This window comes from Cellulomonas sp. GbtcB1 (assembly GCF_019091725.1).
Lineage (GTDB): Bacteria > Actinomycetota > Actinomycetes > Actinomycetales > Cellulomonadaceae > Cellulomonas.
Window position 1 is genome coordinate 23608 of sequence record NZ_JAGXJG010000040.1, and the last position, 16622, is coordinate 40229.

The window sequence follows — 16622 nt, forward strand, 5'->3', positions numbered from 1 at the left end:
CGGGAGCACCCGTGCAGCACCACACCCTCGCCGACGGCTGGACCGTCACCGCCACCGCCGGCCCCGTGCCCGACGCCGTCCTCGCCGCGGGCCCCCTCGCCGCCGAGGTGCCCGGCTCGGTGCACACCGACCTGCTCGCCGCGGGCCTGATCCCCGACCCGTACCTGGACGCGCACGAGGAGTCCGTGCGCTGGGTCCACGGCACGGACTGGCGGTACGAGCGGGCGCTCGCGCTGGAGCCGGCCGCGGAGGGCGAGCGGGTGGACCTCGTGCTGGAGGGCGTCGACACCGTGGGCACCGTGGCGCTCGGCGGGCGGGTGCTGGGGACGACCGCGAACATGCACCGGTCGTACCGGTACGACGTGCGGGACCTGGCGGACGGGGCGCCGCGCGCGCTCACCGTCGACCTGCGGTCCGCCACCGCGTACGCCGACGAGGTGCGGGACGCCCTGGGCGACCGGCCGTCGGCCTACAGCCCGGTGCCGTACAACTTCGTCCGCAAGATGGCGTGCTCGTTCGGCTGGGACTGGGGGCCCGACCTGCGCACCGCCGGGCTGTGGAAGCCGGTGCGGGTCGAGCGCTGGTCCGTCGCGCGGCTGGCCCGGGTGCGCCCGCTGGTCACGCTCGACGCGGACGGCACCGGCCGGGTCGCGGTGCACGTGGACGTGGAGCGGTCGGGGCTGGTCCCGGACGCCGCGCTGACCGTCCGGGCGGCGGTGCTGGGAGTGTCCGCCTCCGTGACCGTGCCCGCGGGCGACTCCGCGGCGGCCGTCGAGCTGGCGGTCCCGGACGCCCCCGTGTGGTGGCCGGTGGGGCACGGCGAGCAGCCGCTGGTGGACCTGGACGTGACGCTGACGGGCGACGACGACGGGGCCGGAGTCCTCGACACCTGGCGCCGCCGAATCGGCTTCCGTTCCGTCGCCCTCGACACCGCCGACGACGAGCACGGCACCCGGTTCACGCTCGTGGTCAACGGCCGCCCGGTCGCCGTGCGCGGCGCCAACTGGATCCCCGACGACCACCTGCTGACCCGGATCACCCGCGAGCGCCTGGTGCGCCGGCTCGACCAGGCGGCGGACGCGCACCTCAACCTGCTGCGGGTCTGGGGCGGCGGGATCTACGAGTCCGAGGACTTCTACGAGGCGTGCGACGAGCGCGGCCTGCTGGTCTGGCAGGACTTCCTGCTCGCCTGCGCGGCGTACCCCGAGGAGGAGCCGCTGCGCTCCGAGATCGAGGCGGAGGCGCGGGAGAACGTCGTGCGGCTGATGCCGCACCCGTCGCTGGTGCTGTGGAACGGCGGCAACGAGAACGTCTGGGGCCACGAGGACTGGGGCTGGAAGGCGCAGCTCGGCGACGCCACGTGGGGCCGGTGGTACGCCGAGGAGCTGTTCCCGGCCGTGCTGGCGGAGCTGGACCCCACCCGCCCGTACGCCACCAACAGCCCGTTCACCCCGCGGCGCGACCCCGAGGGCGTGCACCCCAACGACCCCGACCGCGGCACGCACCACCAGTGGGAGGTGTGGAACCGCGTCGACTACACGGTCTACCGCTCGGAGATCCCGCGGTTCTGCTCGGAGTTCGGGTTCCAGGGGCCGCCGGCCTGGCGCACCCTCGTCGACTCCGTGCACGCGGCCGACGGCGGTCCGCTCGCCGACGCGCCCGTGCCGCAGGAGGACCCCGTGTTCCTCGTGCACCAGAAGGCCGAGGACGGCAACGGCAAGCTCGACCGCGGCATGGCGCCGCACCTGGGCGTCCCGCGCGACTTCGCCGACTGGCACTGGGCGGCCCAGCTCAACCAGGCGCGCGCCGTCCGGCACGCGGTCGAGCACTACCGCGCCTGGTGGCCGCGCACCGCGGGCTGGATCGTCTGGCAGCTCAACGACTGCTGGCCGGTGACGTCCTGGGCGGCCGTCGACTCCGCCGAGCGGCCCAAGCCGCTCTGGTACGCGCTGCGCGCCGCCGGCGCCCCGCGGACGCTGTTCCTGGCCGAGCGCGACGGCGGGGTCGTGCTGGTCGCGACCAACGACACCGACGAGCCCTGGTCCGGCACCGCGCACCTGCGCCGGGAGACGCTCGGCGGCGTGACGGCCGCGGCGGCGGGCGTGCCCGTGGCGGCGGAGCCGCGGTCGGTGGCCGTCGTGCCGCTGCCGGCGGACCTCGCGACGCCGCGTGACCCGGCCGGCGAGGTGCTGGCGGCGCGGCTGCCGGACCGGGGTGGCGAGGCGCGGGCGACGCACACGTTCGTCGAGGACGTCGACCTGCGGCTCGACCCGGGCGCGGTGCGGGCCACCGCCGCGCGCGAGCCCGGCGGATACCGGGTCGAGGTCGTCGCCCGGTCCTACGCGGCCGACGTCACGCTGCACGCCGACCGGCTCGCGGCGGACGCGCTCGTCGACGACGCGCTGGTCACGCTGCTGGCGGGCGAGCGGGCGACGTTCCACGTGACGACGGACGCCGTGCTCGACCTGGCCGACCTCACGGCCGCACCGGTGCTGCGGTCGGCGAACGACCTGCGCGGCGTGCCGCTCGCGGGCGACCCGCTCGCCGGCGAGCCCGACCTCGAGGCCGACCTCGAGGCGGCCCGGTGAGCGGGGCGCGCCGGTTCCCCGACGGCTTCCTCTGGGGCGCGGCCACGGCCGCGTACCAGGTGGAGGGCGCGACGGACGCGGACGGCCGCGCCCCGTCGATCTGGGACACGTTCTCCCGCACGCCCGGGGCGGTGCTCGGCGGCCACACCGGCGACCTCGGCACCGACCACTACCGCCGGTTCGCCGACGACGTCGCGCTCATGGCCGACCTCGGGCTCGGTGCCTACCGGTTCTCGGTCGCGTGGCCGCGCGTGCAGCCGACCGGGCGAGGGTCGGCGAACCAGGCCGGGCTGGACTTCTACCGGCGGCTGGCCGACACCCTGCTCGCGCACGGCATCGACCCGGTCGTCACGCTCTACCACTGGGACCTCCCCCAGGCGCTGGAGGACGCCGGCGGCTGGCCCCAGCGGGACACCGCCTGGCGGTTCGCCGACTACGCGGGCCTGGTCGCGGACGCGCTCGGCGACCGCGTCGCGCTGTGGACCACGCTCAACGAGCCGTGGTGCTCCGCCTACCTCGGGTACGCGTCCGGTGAGCACGCCCCGGGCGTGCAGGACCCCGCCCGGGCGCTGGCCGCGGTGCACACGCTCAACCTGGCGCACGGGCTCGGGGCCCGCGCGGTGCGCGCCGCCGTGGGGGACGCGACGCCGGTGTCGATCACGCTGAACCTCCAGGTGAACCGGGCCGCGTCGGCGGCGCCCGCGGACGCGGCCGCGAAGGCGCGGCTGGACCGGGTGGCGAACGAGGTGTTCCTCGGGCCGCTGCTCGACGGCGCCTACCCGGAGGAGGTCGTCGCCGAGACGGCGCACCTGACCGACTGGTCGTTCGTGCGCGACGGCGACCTGGACCTGGTCCGGACGCGGCTGGACGCGCTCGGGGTGAACTACTACACGACCGCGCTGGTCGGGGCGGACGGCTCGACGCCGGGCGGGGGCGCACCCGCGGAGGCCGACGTGCAGGCGGCCTCGCCCGCGGGCGCGACCCGGCCGCCCGCCAACCTCGTCGAGGGCGTCCGCTGGCGGCACCAGCCGGGCCCGCGGACCGCGATGGGCTGGGTCGTCGACCCGTCCGGGCTGACCGAGCTGCTGGTCGACCTGCACCGCCGCCGCCCCGGCCTCCCGCTGCACGTCACCGAGAACGGGGCGGCCTACCTCGACGTCGTCGCGCCCGACGGCGGCGTGCACGACGCCGACCGGGTGGCCTACCTGCACGCGCACGTCGAGGCGGTCGGCGCCGCGCTCGACGCCGGGGCGGAGGTCCGCGGCTACTTCGCGTGGTCGCTGCTGGACAACTTCGAGTGGGCGTACGGGTACGAGCGCCGGTTCGGGATCGTGCACGTCGACTACGCGACGATGGCGCGCACCGTGAAGGACTCGGGGCACTGGTACCGGCAGCTCGCGACCACGGGCGTGCTGCCGCCGGTCGCCGCGGCGGTGGCCGTCGGGGCGGGCGCGGGCGCAGGTGTCGCTGCCTGGGCGGGAGCCGGGGGCGGGGCCGCGGCGGGGGCCGGCGCGGGAGCCGGTGCCGGGGCCGGTGCCGGGGCCGGCTGAGCCGTTCCCTCTTGCCGGGTCGGGACGGCGCGAGCATCCTCGTCCCGTCCCACCCGGCCGCCGACCTGGGCGACCGGTGCCCGCCCGCCGCAGGAGGCACCGTGCTCACGCTGGAGCTCATCGTCGTCGTGCTGCTCGCGCTCCTCGCCGGCACGGCCCTCGGGCGCCGGTTCGGCGTCGCGCCGCCGCTGGTCCTGCTCGTGCTCGGGGTGGGCCTCGGGTTCCTCCCCGCGTTCCGCGGGCTCACGGTGCCGCCGGAGCTGGTGCTGCTCGTGGTGCTGCCCGCGCTGCTCTACTGGGAGAGCCTGACGACGTCGCTGCGCGAGATCCGCGCGAACCTGCGGGTGATCGTCCTGTCCAGCGTGCTGCTCGTGGTGGTGACCGCGGGCGTGGTCGCCGTCGTGCTGCACGCCCTCGGGATGCCGTGGGGCCCGGCGTGGATCCTCGGCGGCGTGCTGGCGCCGACCGACGCCACCGCCGTCGCCGGGGTCGCCCGCGGCATGCCCCGCCGCACCCTCACCACCCTGCGCGCCGAGAGCCTGGTCAACGACGGCACCGCCCTGGTGATCTACGCGATCGCGGTGCACGCCGTCGCCGAGCCGGTCACCGGCGGCTACCTCGCCGGGCGGTTCACGCTCTCCTACCTCGGCGGCGCCGCCGCGGGCGTCGCGGTGTGGTGGCTGGCGGTCCAGCTGCGCGAGCGGGTGCACGAGGCGATCCAGCAGAGCGTGATCAGCGTGCTGACCCCGTTCGCCGCGTTCCTGCTCGCCGAGCTCGTCGAGGCGTCCGGGGTGCTCGCCGTGGTCGTGGCCGGCCTGCTGCTCAGCCAGAGCGGCCCGCGCCTCATCCCCGCCGCCGCTCGCGTGCAGTCGCAGTCGTTCTGGGCGGTGGTCAGCCACGTGCTGAACGGGGCGCTGTTCGTGCTCGTCGGGATGCAGCTCGTCACCGCCGCGGACGGGCTGACCTCCGCCCGGCTCGCCGAGGCGCTGGGGTGGACCGCCGCCGCGTTCGGCGCGGTGATCGGCGCCCGGATGCTCTGGTTCCACACGACGCCCTACGTCGTCCGCGCCCTCGACCGCCGCCCGGTGCAGCGCACCCGGCGGGTGTCCTGGCGGCACCGGATGCCCGGGGCGTGGGCGGGGTTCCGGGGCGCGGTGTCGCTGGCCGCGGCGCTGGGCGTGCCCGAGACCACCGGGGACGGCGCACCGTTCCCCGGGCGCGACGTCATCATCTTCATCACCGGCGGCGTGATCCTGGCGACGCTGCTGATCCAGGGGCTCACGCTGCCGGCGGTCGTCCGCTGGGCCCGGCTGCCGGTCGACGACGGCGTGGACAGCGAGCGGCACCACGCGGAGAAGGTGGCGACCCGGGCCGCGCTGGACGCCCTCCCGGTCGAGGCCGAGCGGCTCGGGCTGACCGGCAAGGTCGTCGCCAAGCTCGAGGCGGAGTACCGGATGCACGCGGAGGCGCTGGCGGAGGCCGGCGACGGGCCCGCCGACCGCGGCCGCCCGCGCGAGGCCGACTTCGACGCGCTCCGGCTCGCGGTGCTCGCGCACAAGCGCGCGGCGGTGGTGCGGCTGCGCGACGAGCGGACGATCGACGACATCGTGCTGCGCGAGGTGCAGGCGCAGCTCGACGCGGAGGAGGTCCGGCTGACGCGCGGCGCCCTGTCCCCGGAGTGAGCCGGGCTCGCGGGTGTCGGTGGTCGGCGGCAGGATGACGGACGTGCTGCTCGCCGACGTCGCCGCCACCAGCGCGGGCCTGGCCGCGACCCGCTCGCGTCTCGCCAAGCGGGCGCTGCTCGTGGACCTGCTCCGCCGCACCGGCCCGGAGGAGGTGCCCGTGGTCGCGCGCTACCTCGCGGGCGAGCTGCGGCAGCGCCGCACGGGCCTCGGCTGGCGGTCCCTGCGCGACCTGCCGCCGCCCGCCGCGGAACCGTCGCTGGACGTGCTCGCGGTGGACGCGGCGTTCGAGCGGATGGCCGGGCTGTCCGGCCCGGGCTCCGCGGGGGCGCGGGCCGCACTGGCGGCCGACCTGTTCGGCGCCGCCACCGTCGACGAGCAGCGGTTCCTCGCCGGCCTCGTCTCCGGCGAGGTGCGGCAGGGCGCCCTGGACGCGCTGCTGCTCGACGCGGTCGCCGAGGCCGCCGGCGTGCCGGTCGCGACGGTGCGCCGGGCCGCCATGCTCGCGGGCGCGAGCGAGCCGGTCGCCGAGGCGGCCCTGGCGGCGCCGGACCCGGAGGCCGCCCGCGCCGCGCTCGACGCCTTCGGTCTGGCCGTCGGCCGCCCGGTCCGGCCGATGCTCGCCGCCTCGGCGCCCGACGTCCCCGCTGCGGTCGCGGGGTTCGACGGCCGGGCGGTCGTCGTGGACGCCAAGCTCGACGGCATCCGGATCCAGGTGCACCGTGACGGCGACGACGTGCGCGTCTACACCCGCAGCCTCGACGACATCACCGCGCGGGTGCCCGAGGTCGTCGCGGCGGCGCTGGCCCTGCCGGTGCGATCGGTGGTGCTCGACGGCGAGGCCCTGGCCCTGGACGACGCCGGCCGGCCGCGCCCGTTCCAGGAGACCGCCGCGCGCAGCGCCACCCGGGACGCCGAGCTCGCCGCGACCACCGCGCTGCACCCGTTCTTCTTCGACGTCCTGCACCGCGACGGCGTCGACCTGCTCGACGCCCCGCTGACCGAGCGCCTGGCCGTCCTCGACGCGATCGCCCCGGACCACGCCGTCGAGCGCGTCGTCACCGCCGACCCCGACGTCGCGCAGCAGGCGTTCGCCGGCTGGGTCGCCGCCGGGCAGGAGGGCGTCATCGTCAAGGACGCCGCCGCGCCCTACGAGGCCGGCCGCCGCGGCGGTGCCTGGGTCAAGGTCAAGCCGCGGCACACCCTCGACCTGGTGGTGCTGGCCGTGGAGCGCGGCTCCGGCCGCCGGGTCGGCTCGCTGTCCAATATCCACCTCGGCGCGCGGGACGGCGACGGCGGGTTCGTCATGCTCGGCAAGACGTTTGAGGGAGCAGAGTTACGTACCGGATGGGTCCCCGTTGGCAAGACCTTCAAGGGTATGACTGACGCCATGTTGGCGTGGCAGACGCAGAGGTTCCTTGACCTCGCCGAAGGCCCGACTGACGGGGACGTCATCCAGGTGAGACCCGAACAGGTCGTGGAAGTCGCATTCGACGGCGTGCAGCGCTCATCCCGATACCCCGGCGGGCTCGCCCTCCGGTTCGCCCGAGTTGTTCGCTACCGGGAGGACCGCCAGCCGGAAGAAGCGGACACGATCGAGACGCTTCAGAGCCTGCTCCCAAGACCTACGGGGTCGGTTTCTCACCAGGCCTAGTCCGCGTCATTTCGAATCTGAGAGAAATCGGCGTCGAGCCTGCTGTTCAGTTCCTCGAAATGCCGGTTCAGAAGCGTGTCTGACACCGAATCTCGTTCTCGCTCTTCCACGACTGCTCGGCTGCGAGCCAGCCACGCACCGATCGCTACCACCGAGAGCCCTGAAGCCAACACCAGCCAACTTCCGCCCGGCTCCGAGTCTGTCAGCCGATCCAACTGGAGCCCCACCACCGGCCCTCCGATGAGCGCGAGCGTGAAAGTGATCGTTGGATCGGTGCCGACTTCGTACAATCGACGGCGTCGCCGAGAGCGGCGGAGCATTCTGCTCACGGAGGCTTCGATGCCATATCGGGGGTCGTCAGCGGGCTTAGAGATAGAGCGGCGCTCAGCGCGACCCATTCGGAGCATACGTCGTCGCAGCCACGCAGGCCGATCCGGGATACCGTCGTAAAGCCAGGGCACGAGTACCTCCGATTCGCGCTCGACCGTGTCGCCGCGTGCGACTAGTCCGGCGCCTCGACACTTAGCAACTGCAACGCTTCCCGTCGCGTCACGATAGTGCCATCCGGCTGGGCTTTTCGTGAGGAACGGACGAGCAGTGTGACGAAATCGCCAGGACGAACCCGGCGCACGTCAGTCAGGTCAAGGCTACTCGCCACGATGCGCTCGATTCCCCCGTCAGCCGTGGCGATGAGCCACCTCTCGCGATTGCTGACGGTCTCAGCGATTCCCGTCAATGGCTCTTCCTCACTCGCCAAGTCCCGCCCCTCAATGAACTTCGCGAGCCAACGAGCGCCGCTCACCGAGAGGTTCGCGCGCCTCGTCCCAGCCGAGGGCTCCGTCCAGGATGCATCCAAGTCGACGTCGGCCGCGTGCAGCGTAGTGGCGAGATCATGCAGGGAAGCGGCAGCGCGCGGGCCGAGTTCACGCAACGACTCCGAGAGCGGGTCAAGGTCACTGATGCCTGCGCGTGGAACCTCCGCCAGGACATTCAGGAGCATCTCACTTGCCATGTCAGCGAGCGGACGAGACACGTCGAACATCGGCCGCTGCCCATGTGGCTCGACTTCCGCAAGAGGATCTGCCGCCGGCTCGAGGTGTAGCACCAACGACCCTGGCTGAGGCGCACCAGTCAACGCGAGCCTTGTACGGGCAGCGATGTCGTCTGGAACTCTCCCGCGAGCGCTCTTAACGCCGCTCAGTGCCGCTCCGATAGCGGTCGTAGCCCGCTGCCACTGGCGCGCGATCCTGCCCACCTCATCGAGGTCCACGGAGTGCCCCCGAACTCCGCCGCCGTGCAGGCGGACTGACCCCGAGGAACGGAGCGCTCGGGCATCACCCCGGTCGTGAGCAACGAACGCTGCAACGCTGAGGTGCGCGAGATCCCCCGGTTCGTCCCACAGCAGCCCGACCTCCGACTCGCTCGCTCGTGCAAGGAGAGCCTCGTGGTCATCGGTAGCCATCGAGGATCACCTCCAAGTATCCGCGGCGCGGAAGAGCAGACGTACGGGGGTCCTGGTGGCGCTCCCGGGACCAGAAGTCGTCCCAGTAGCCCCTCGGTAGAAGGTACTGCTCTCCTCTGTCAGACGGCCCGGCGTCCGTACCCGCATGCGGCCACCAGGGGAGCACGTAAGAGTCCACACGCAGCCCTAGCACCGACTTGACCTGCGACTTCGCGACAATTTGGAGGAACTTCGCGGCAGTCACGTCAGCGCGAGCCCTGGCCAAGTTCTGATGATCGATGACGTAGAGACAGTCCAGGTCCGCGGGCTCAGGCTTGGTTGTGAAGAAACTGCCCGAGAGCCAACACGCGGCCACGCCGCCTGTGACCCTCCTGAGGGTCTCAGTGAGGCGAGTCCAGTCGTTGAACACGGCTGCGCGGTGAGCCGAGTCAGGCAGAGCGACGAACTCCGCCAGGTCGGCGACCTCGACGGTCCATCTCCCAAGCGGCAAGCGTCCGCTCGTCAACGGAGGCGCGCCCATCACATCGTCCCCGAGGGTGCCATGAGGCCGAGTCTGACACGGGGCTGCGCCAGTCAAGATAGAATCTGGCTGGAGATCGCCCGGCCGGCTCAGTGGGCGTTCACGTCGGATTGTCGTGAGGCCCAGACTCGCGCGCATCGCGACTTGCTACGCCGATCCGGGAGGGGTCGAGCCCCGGGGAGGGGGTCGCCCCCTCCCTCTCTCAGGGCCGGGACGACGCGGAGACGACTCATGGTTCCGCTGCACGCTCGTGTCGCGACGGGCATCTCACGCGAGCACCCATAGAGTCCTCGACATGGTCACAAGACCCGTCATCCTCGCGTCGGCCCAGTCGCAGTTCCCGGCGAGCGCCAACCGCACCGTGCGCGTCCGCGCGGCATGGCGGGCAGAAGACGACGAGACCGGCGCGACCCAGCCCGCTCCGAACGGGCCCCACGGCTGGACCGGCGTTAGCCAGCCTGCAACTGCTCAAGTGCTCCGGGGCCTTCAGTCTCGCGGCTTTACCTGGGTCAACCTGGAAGCCGGCGGCACGGCTAGGCCGTTTCGAGACGTGCCGATCTCGTCGCTGCTCTGACCGATCACAATCAGCTTTCAACGCGCGGCAACGTGGCCGCACGTGTCGCGCGGGTGCGTCGGAATCGCACACTTTGCGGAAGCGGCTTCGCGCATCAGGCTGCCACCGGCTCCGTAAGCACAACGCCGGACGCGACGCGGCGCAGACGGGTGCCTCGACGCGCCAGCAGACCCGGCAACGCCGCGTGGTCGGCGGGCAGAGTGAGGCGCACGGGCGTCTGATCGTCGGCCAGTGCGGACACTTCGACGTGTCCGGAGCGAAGCGGGCGCGGCGCCTCAGCGGGCTTGGCGTTGATCGGGTCGACGCCAGTGCCTCGCGTCGATCGGCCCGTTGCTCGGTTCGTGCGGCCAGCCGGAGCCTCTGGAGCGGCGAAGACGCGATGATCGGGGTTGTCGAGGTCGTCGCCGAGGTCGTTCGCCAGGTCGGCGCTTTCCGCGTGGTCGACGGCACCGTCGGTCGGGTCGCCGGAGTCGTCGTGGAAGTGCATAGAGGCTCTCCTGTGAAGGGTCGAGACCGGGCGCGGGTCGGGTTGGTGTCATGCGAACGGCATGGGCGCAGTGCTCGGTGAGGGGCCGCCCTCCCAGAAGGCCAGGGCGCCGCTTACGCGTGCTCGCGCGGCGGTCACGGTGGACAGCGCGGCGGCCATCGCCTGTCGTGCCTGGGCGCACGCCGCGCGAACCTCGAGACGCTCGTCCTGGAGCGCCACGGCGGCGGTCGGGTCGGACGGAGGGCCGGAGGGCTTGCGCGACGCGTCGGTGTCGGGCCGCGGTCGCGGCGCCGGGGACCACTGCACCTGCTCGGCGGCATCCAGTGCGATCGCCAGGTCGCGAGTGCCTAGCAGGAGGTCGCCGAGGGCAGTCCGGGCGTCGGTGATCGCAGGAATTGTCGGCCTCACTTTCTGGGAAGCATTGGGCAGCCTGGCGAGGCGCGAGAGGGGGGTGTGAGCCCGGATCGGGGCCGCTCCAGGAGCGCGGCCCCGATCCGGGCTCACGAGTTCCGCCGCTGACGCAATTCAGCGGAGGTGCCACGTCGGCCCGGAGAGTGGGGTCGAGGCGGCAGGGTGTCGCGGTGCTCGCAGGGCAACGACTTCACACGAATCCCCGCGAGCGGACCGTGCCCAATACCGGCATGGCTGAACCGGTATGCGACGAGGACAAGGCCTGCTCGTCGGCGAGAGAGCCTCTCCCTCGCCGCGTAGTTGGTTATTCCGCACCAGGCGACCCGCCCACCTGGCGCCGAAAGGCCGGAATGACAACCGGCGTTCCCGCCTCCGGGTCAGGCGTTCCCGCCCCGTCGCGCCATTGCGCCGAGGCTGGTGGTCTATCTGTCAGGCAGACGCGGTGTCGACGCGAATCGCGCCGCCGTGCTCGACGAGGCTCACCGTGCCGGTCTCGGTGTCGACCACCGGCAGCGGCATCGCGCGGGAGCCGACGAGGACGGAAACGAGCGACTCCTCCGCCGCGACGGCGGGGTTGTAGGCCCGAATCAGGCGGAGTGCGAACTCACTGTTCTCGGTCTGCGCCCGCACGGCCGCAGAGAACGGTGCGCCATCCGGTGCGATCGGAGCGCGCAGGACCAGCGTGAAGGCGTTGCGGATGTAGAAGACCGCCTCGCCGGGAGCCAGCGACGTCGACTCCTGCACAGTGAAGCCGCGCACCTTGCCGTCTGCATCGAAGGTCGACACCGGGCCATCGAGCAGAGCGCCGTACACGTCCGCGCCGACGGCCGCGAGCAGCGGGGTCGCGCCGTTGACGCCGTTCTTGCGCAGCGCGGCGCGGGCAGCGGTGAACATCCGGGCGGGGTTCGCCTCGTCGAACGCGAGGTCCTTCAGCGGCGTTGCCTGCATGGCCTTGACGACCCGATCCTCCGAGTAGGAAGCGAGCGCGGCGCTCTGCGGCGCGAGCACCTGCGCTGCGTAGTCGGTCAGGCCGAGCGAGAGGTCGGCCTCGGACAGCGCCACCCGCGAAAAGGCGTGCACGTCGATCTCGACGGGCACGGTCTGCTCGTGGATCGAGCCCAGGTCCAGCGGAGTCGTGGTGTCCTTCGGGTCCTTGGTCCCCGCGACGGTGGCGCCGGGGATGCGGACCGGCACGACCAGACCGCGGCCCGGGTTGAAGTCCGCCTCGACGTCGCGGGACACCGTCCCGGCGATGTTCAGGTCCTTGTGGGCGAGCGACGCGGCGACGGCGGCGGCCTGCTCGGCGGTATAGAGGGTGTTCGGCATTCTGAGATGCACTCCTGTCGGATCGGGGTCGAGAGGCGCGGCCCCGGCGCGTTGCCGGGCTCTGGTGCGATTCGCGGGCGGTCGGGCGCGCGAGATGGTCACTACCTAAGTAGTCGTGCGTGGGCGGGGATCCTGTTGCCCGGTTTCGATTGGCGAACCGCGCCGCAAGACCAGTTTGCTGGGGTGATTAGGTGCCGCTGGGCGCAAAGGCAATTGTTGGGGCGCGTAGGGCGTGAGAACACGCCCTCTCCTGTTACCGCTCAAGAGAGAGAGACTCTTGAGAGAGAACCAGGAAGGGCGTGTTCTGACGCCCTACCCGCCCCAGGGTTGCCGCAAGCGACACCCACTCCGGCGCAGAGCGCGCCCGCGCGAGGAGCCCGCGTGTAGGGAGTTGCTCAGGAGCGTGTAGTCGTTGCCTGGGCAGTGCTCGCGAGTCTGCTGGCGGTCGGTACCTGGCGCCGAGGGGGCGTGTGGGGCGTCAAGACACGCCCCCTCCTGTTCTCTCTTCGAGAGTCGACTCTCTTAGAGAAGGAACAGGAGGGGGCGTGTTCTCACGCCCCGCCCGCCCCACTTCGATCAAGAGGCGGTCGACGACGGCGACGCTCCGTCAATCCGTGAGGGCTTTCGCGCATCACGAGGCACTCCACGGTGCAGACCGGCGCACTCGGGCGCCACACCAACGACTGGGCGGTTTATCAATCCAGTGAGTCGGGAGGCGCCGCTAGAGGGACAGGCTCTCGCCCACCTGTCCGGCGCCCACGCCCGCGCCCGCGCCCGGATTAACCATCGCGCTAGCCGCGGCGGCCATCGCGCAACTAGTCCAACTGTCCGGCGAGATAGTCAGGTTCTGCTGCCTCAAGTTGAGGAACGACCTGCTCGGACCTCCTGACCTTGTCCTCCAGCGGAATGCGCCCGGGGCGAACGACGTAAGTAACTCCCGCTGCGAGCAGCGTCGACGCTCGATCCGCCGCTGATGACCGATGCCATACCTCGGAATAGGTCTCACCGGTTGGAACATATCGAGTGGTCGTCTCGTCCGGCAGCGCTTCGGCCGCCATCAGTTCTCGCTTCGCCGCTCGGTAGCCCGCGAAGGCCTCAGCCTCAGCAACGTCATCGACCGCCTCATCCAGCGCCGCGCGCGCGATCGAGAGGCGCAATCGCGCCTCGGCCATCGATCGCACACGGGCATCGGAAGTCGACGTTGAGACCTCGGCCAAGACGTCAAGCGAGCCGAACGATCCGAGGAAGTCTGCCTCCACCCTCGCGTCGGCGTTCACCCGGATGACGCTCGCCGAGGGCTCTCCATCTGCGTGGCGGACGCGCCGGCACTTGTAGGTCGCGTGCGAGGGATTCTTGGCCGCCTGAAAGTAGAGGCGATCTCCGCACACACCGCACTTGAGAGCAGCGCCGAGATCCTGCGACCTCACCCACGTCTTCTCCGGACGTGCAAGGTGTCGCTGGAGGCCATCCCACTCGATCAGCGTAAAGACTGCCGCTTCCGGGTCTACGACTCCCGAGGTCGTGAATCCGGCCAGCCGGTTGTTCCTGAGCAATCGAGACAGCGTCGGTCCGCCGATGCCCAGCCGTTCGGCACAGACCGCTTGTGTCGTCTTTCCCGCAAGAAGATCCTCAACTGCCTCTCGGAGGGCAGGACCGGACACGGGGTCGGGACGAAGCACGAGGCCGCGCCCATGCGGGTTGGGTACGGACACCAGGCCGAACGGCGCCTTGCCCACCGCGTGACGACCTTCGCCGGCGAACACGGCCAGCGACTCACGCCGACGCTCAGATATCAGGGCGGCCTCAAACTCGGCAACAGCGCCGAAGACAGTGAGGAGCAACTTGCCCATTGATCCCTCTGTCGAGATGTACGGCTCGGCAAAGACCACCTCGGCGCCGACGGCGTTGACCCGCTTCACGAGCCCGAGCAGGTCCTCCGTGTTTCGAGCGGCGCGATCGATCTTCGTAACCAGGAGTCGATCGCCAGACCGCAGGTCGTTCAGGAGCCTCCCACCCTCAGGGCGCTCAACGAACCGAGTCTTCGAGCCCGAGACGGAGCGATCGACGTACTCGACGGCGCCAGGTCGCGCGTGAGGGGTGAGCATCGCTCTCTGCTTGTCGATGGAGCCGGAAGCGGCCGTGTCGAGCGAGATGCGAAGGTACATGCGATCGGTCACGACCGCCGATCCTACGTGACTTCGTTCCGAGCAAGGCGATCTAGGAGATGCAGGACGCGCGCCAGCCGTCCAGCACGCAAATCTCTACGTCGTATCGCCGCAACCGAGCCCGCGGGTCGTCATCTGTACCTACTCTTGCCGCAGGACCACAGGCAGCCGAGCAGCGGGCAACGAGGAGGTCAGCGATGACGGATGAGACGCCGGACGAGGCGGTCGACGCCGCAGCCATCGACACCGATCACGAGGAGAACAGCAAGCCCGTTGCTCGGACCGGAAAGCCGCAGTACCTCTTCCCCCGGAAGACCGTCGATGAAGCACTGCGAATTCCGGGCGTGATCCGAACTCACAACGGAGGCGAACCCTACAACCCGCAGGAGATCGCAAAGGCGCTCAACGTCGGAGGAAAGACGGGGAACTTCTTCTATCTCACGACTGCGGCGCGCGACTACGGTTTCACCTCCGGGACTCGCGACGCCGGCGAGATATCCTTGACCGCACTCGGCAAGCAGGCTGTTTATCCGGAATCGGACGCCGATGCCTACGGTGCGAAACTGAAAGCGTTCTTGAACGTGGACAAGTTCAGAGGAGTCGTCGAACACTACAAGGGGAGCAAACTTCCCGCCGACGAGTTTGTGCGCAACGTTCTTGAGACTAAGTTTGGGCTCGATCCCAGGACGCATGACACCTTCCTAGACGTGTTCCAGAAAAACTGCCGCATCCTTGGGATCGGCGCAGATTGGACGCCCGGCCAAGCATCACCCCGAAGCACCGAAACGCCGAGCGACGGCCACAACGGCAGCCCGAAAAACATCCTTGCGAACCCCGCGGCGACACCGGCCGGTGGTCGACCCATTTGTTTCGTTGCGATGCCTTTCACAGAAAAGACCGAGGAGTATGCGCCCGGATTCTTCACTGAGGTGTTCGCTTCACTGTTCGAGCCTGCGATCGAGCGCGCCGGGTTCGAGGCGCGGACCGCACGCGGCCAGGGCTCCGACCTCATTCACTCGACCATAGTGAACGGACTCCTAGACGCGGACTTGGTACTGGTCGACCTAACGGAACACAACCCCAATGTTCTCTTCGAACTCGGTCTGCGAATCGCGGAGAAGAAGCCGATCGTCCTCGTGAAGGCGATCGGGACGAATCCGATCTTTGACGTCGACAACTTGCTCCGAGTTGTCTCGTACAACCCGAATCTCTGGCCGAGCACCGTCAAGGACGACCTCCCGCGGCTGACGGAGTTCATCAAGGGCGCCTGGGCAACTAGGGAGACCGAGCGCCCTTACATGGAGATCCTTCGCCAGCAGGTACTCGCCTCCTGAGTCGACGCCTTAAGGGGAGGCGGCCTCTGACTGTTGGGGGTGCGTCACCAGCGACGTCGTCGGCAACCTCCCCGCTTCGGTAACTTCGCGCCGTGCAAGACGTTCAAGGGCATGACGGACGAGATGCTCGCCTGGCAGACCGCGCGGTTCCGGGAGCTCGAGGTCGCCGACGACGGGTGGACCGTGACGCTGCGGCCGGAGCAGGTGGTGGAGATCGCGTTCGACGGGCTGCAGCGGTCCACCCGGTACCCCGGCGGGCTGGCGCTCCGGTTCGCGCGGGTCCTGCGGTACCGCGAGGACAAGACGGCGGCGGAGGCGGACACGATCGAGACCGTGCGGGCGCTGGCGGCACCGGCGGGCTGAGGCCGGAGGACGCGGGCGGGCTGGGACCCGGGGGCGCGCGCGGGCCGGCACCCGTGGGACGAGGCCGGGGCGGGGAGCACCAGGCCGGGCCGCGGCGGACGTCACCCGCGGACCGGGACCCTGGTCCCTTCCGCACCCGCTCGCCCCGGGCCGCCGCGCCGCGCGGACGGGTGATCCACCCCCAGGTCAGCGGCCTCGTCGGGGTCCGCGCACGAGAGGATGGAGGCGTGGACCACCACCCCCGGTCCACGGGCCGCGAGGACGCGACCGCCTCCCTCGCGGCGACCCAGCCGGTGGCGTGACCCGCCACCCGAACCGTGCAGGAGGACCCCGTGCACCCCGACCTGTTCCTCGTCGTGTACCGCCAGCAGGAGCGCGAGCTCGAGCACCGGCTCGAGCACCGGCGCTCGCAGGCCGCCCGGGGCGACGACCCCGGACGCCGGCCGCGGCACCGCCGCCCGCTCGCGGCCCTGGCGGCGGCCCGCCGCCGCCAAAGTCGGGTCGGA

At 71.4% G+C, this 16622-nt stretch carries 10 protein-coding genes and 1 pseudogene; 7 read left to right on the plus strand and 4 right to left on the minus strand.

Annotated elements, in window-relative coordinates; genetic code table 11:
• Positions 1 to 11: 11 nt before the first annotated feature.
• The 4 genes from KVT14_RS14100 (at position 12) to KVT14_RS14115 (ending at position 7474) form a co-directional block, all read left to right on the plus strand.
• Positions 12 to 2588 carry a glycoside hydrolase family 2 protein gene (locus KVT14_RS14100; protein WP_217616250.1) on the plus strand — a complete coding sequence of 859 codons (2577 nt, stop codon included), beginning with the start codon at positions 12 to 14 and terminating at the stop codon, positions 2586 to 2588.
• Positions 2585 to 4138, plus strand: a complete 1554-nt coding sequence (locus tag KVT14_RS14105; RefSeq protein WP_217616251.1) for a glycoside hydrolase family 1 protein — start codon at positions 2585 to 2587, stop codon at positions 4136 to 4138. The genes KVT14_RS14100 and KVT14_RS14105 overlap by 4 nt, the downstream gene beginning before the upstream one ends.
• Before the next feature lie 101 nt (positions 4139 to 4239).
• Entirely contained in the window at positions 4240 to 5820 is a 1581-nt protein-coding gene (locus KVT14_RS14110; RefSeq protein ID WP_217616252.1) for a Na+/H+ antiporter, read from the plus strand.
• Positions 5821 to 5863: 43 nt separating this feature from the next.
• Positions 5864 to 7474: an ATP-dependent DNA ligase gene (locus KVT14_RS14115; RefSeq protein WP_217616253.1), complete on the plus strand. Its 1611-nt coding sequence runs from the start codon at positions 5864 to 5866 to the stop codon at positions 7472 to 7474.
• A 502-nt stretch (positions 7475 to 7976) separates the two neighbouring features.
• On the opposite strand, the gene KVT14_RS14120 is transcribed toward KVT14_RS14115, so the two are convergent.
• Positions 7977 to 8936, minus strand: a complete 960-nt coding sequence (locus tag KVT14_RS14120; RefSeq protein WP_217616254.1) for a hypothetical protein — start codon at positions 8934 to 8936, stop codon at positions 7977 to 7979.
• An 815-nt stretch (positions 8937 to 9751) separates the two neighbouring features.
• On the opposite strand from KVT14_RS14120, the gene KVT14_RS14125 reads away from it, so the two are divergent.
• Complete coding sequence (locus KVT14_RS14125) at positions 9752 to 10030, plus strand: hypothetical protein (protein WP_217616255.1); 279 nt, start codon at positions 9752 to 9754, stop codon at positions 10028 to 10030.
• Positions 10031 to 10124: 94 nt separating this feature from the next.
• Here KVT14_RS14125 and KVT14_RS14130 read toward each other — a convergent pair whose 3' ends face one another.
• The 3 genes from KVT14_RS14130 to KVT14_RS14140 form a co-directional block, all read right to left on the minus strand.
• Complete coding sequence (locus KVT14_RS14130) at positions 10125 to 10517, minus strand: hypothetical protein (RefSeq protein ID WP_217616256.1); 393 nt, start codon at positions 10515 to 10517, stop codon at positions 10125 to 10127.
• A gap of 840 nt (positions 10518 to 11357) precedes the next feature.
• Complete coding sequence (locus tag KVT14_RS14135) at positions 11358 to 12254, minus strand: hypothetical protein (protein ID WP_217616257.1); 897 nt, start codon at positions 12252 to 12254, stop codon at positions 11358 to 11360.
• Between the two features lie 815 nt (positions 12255 to 13069).
• Positions 13070 to 14431, minus strand: coding sequence for a recombinase family protein (locus KVT14_RS14140; protein ID WP_217616258.1), 1362 nt, complete (start codon positions 14429 to 14431; stop codon positions 13070 to 13072).
• Between the two features lie 185 nt (positions 14432 to 14616).
• On the opposite strand from KVT14_RS14140, the gene KVT14_RS14145 reads away from it, so the two are divergent.
• The gene (locus KVT14_RS14145; protein ID WP_217616259.1) at positions 14617 to 15753 is read left to right on the plus strand and encodes a hypothetical protein; all 1137 of its coding nucleotides are present in this window, start codon (positions 14617 to 14619) and stop codon (positions 15751 to 15753) included.
• A gap of 96 nt (positions 15754 to 15849) precedes the next feature.
• Positions 15850 to 16116, plus strand: a pseudogene (locus KVT14_RS14150) (ATP-dependent DNA ligase); the annotation flags it as partial.
• Positions 16117 to 16622 lie beyond the last annotated feature (506 nt).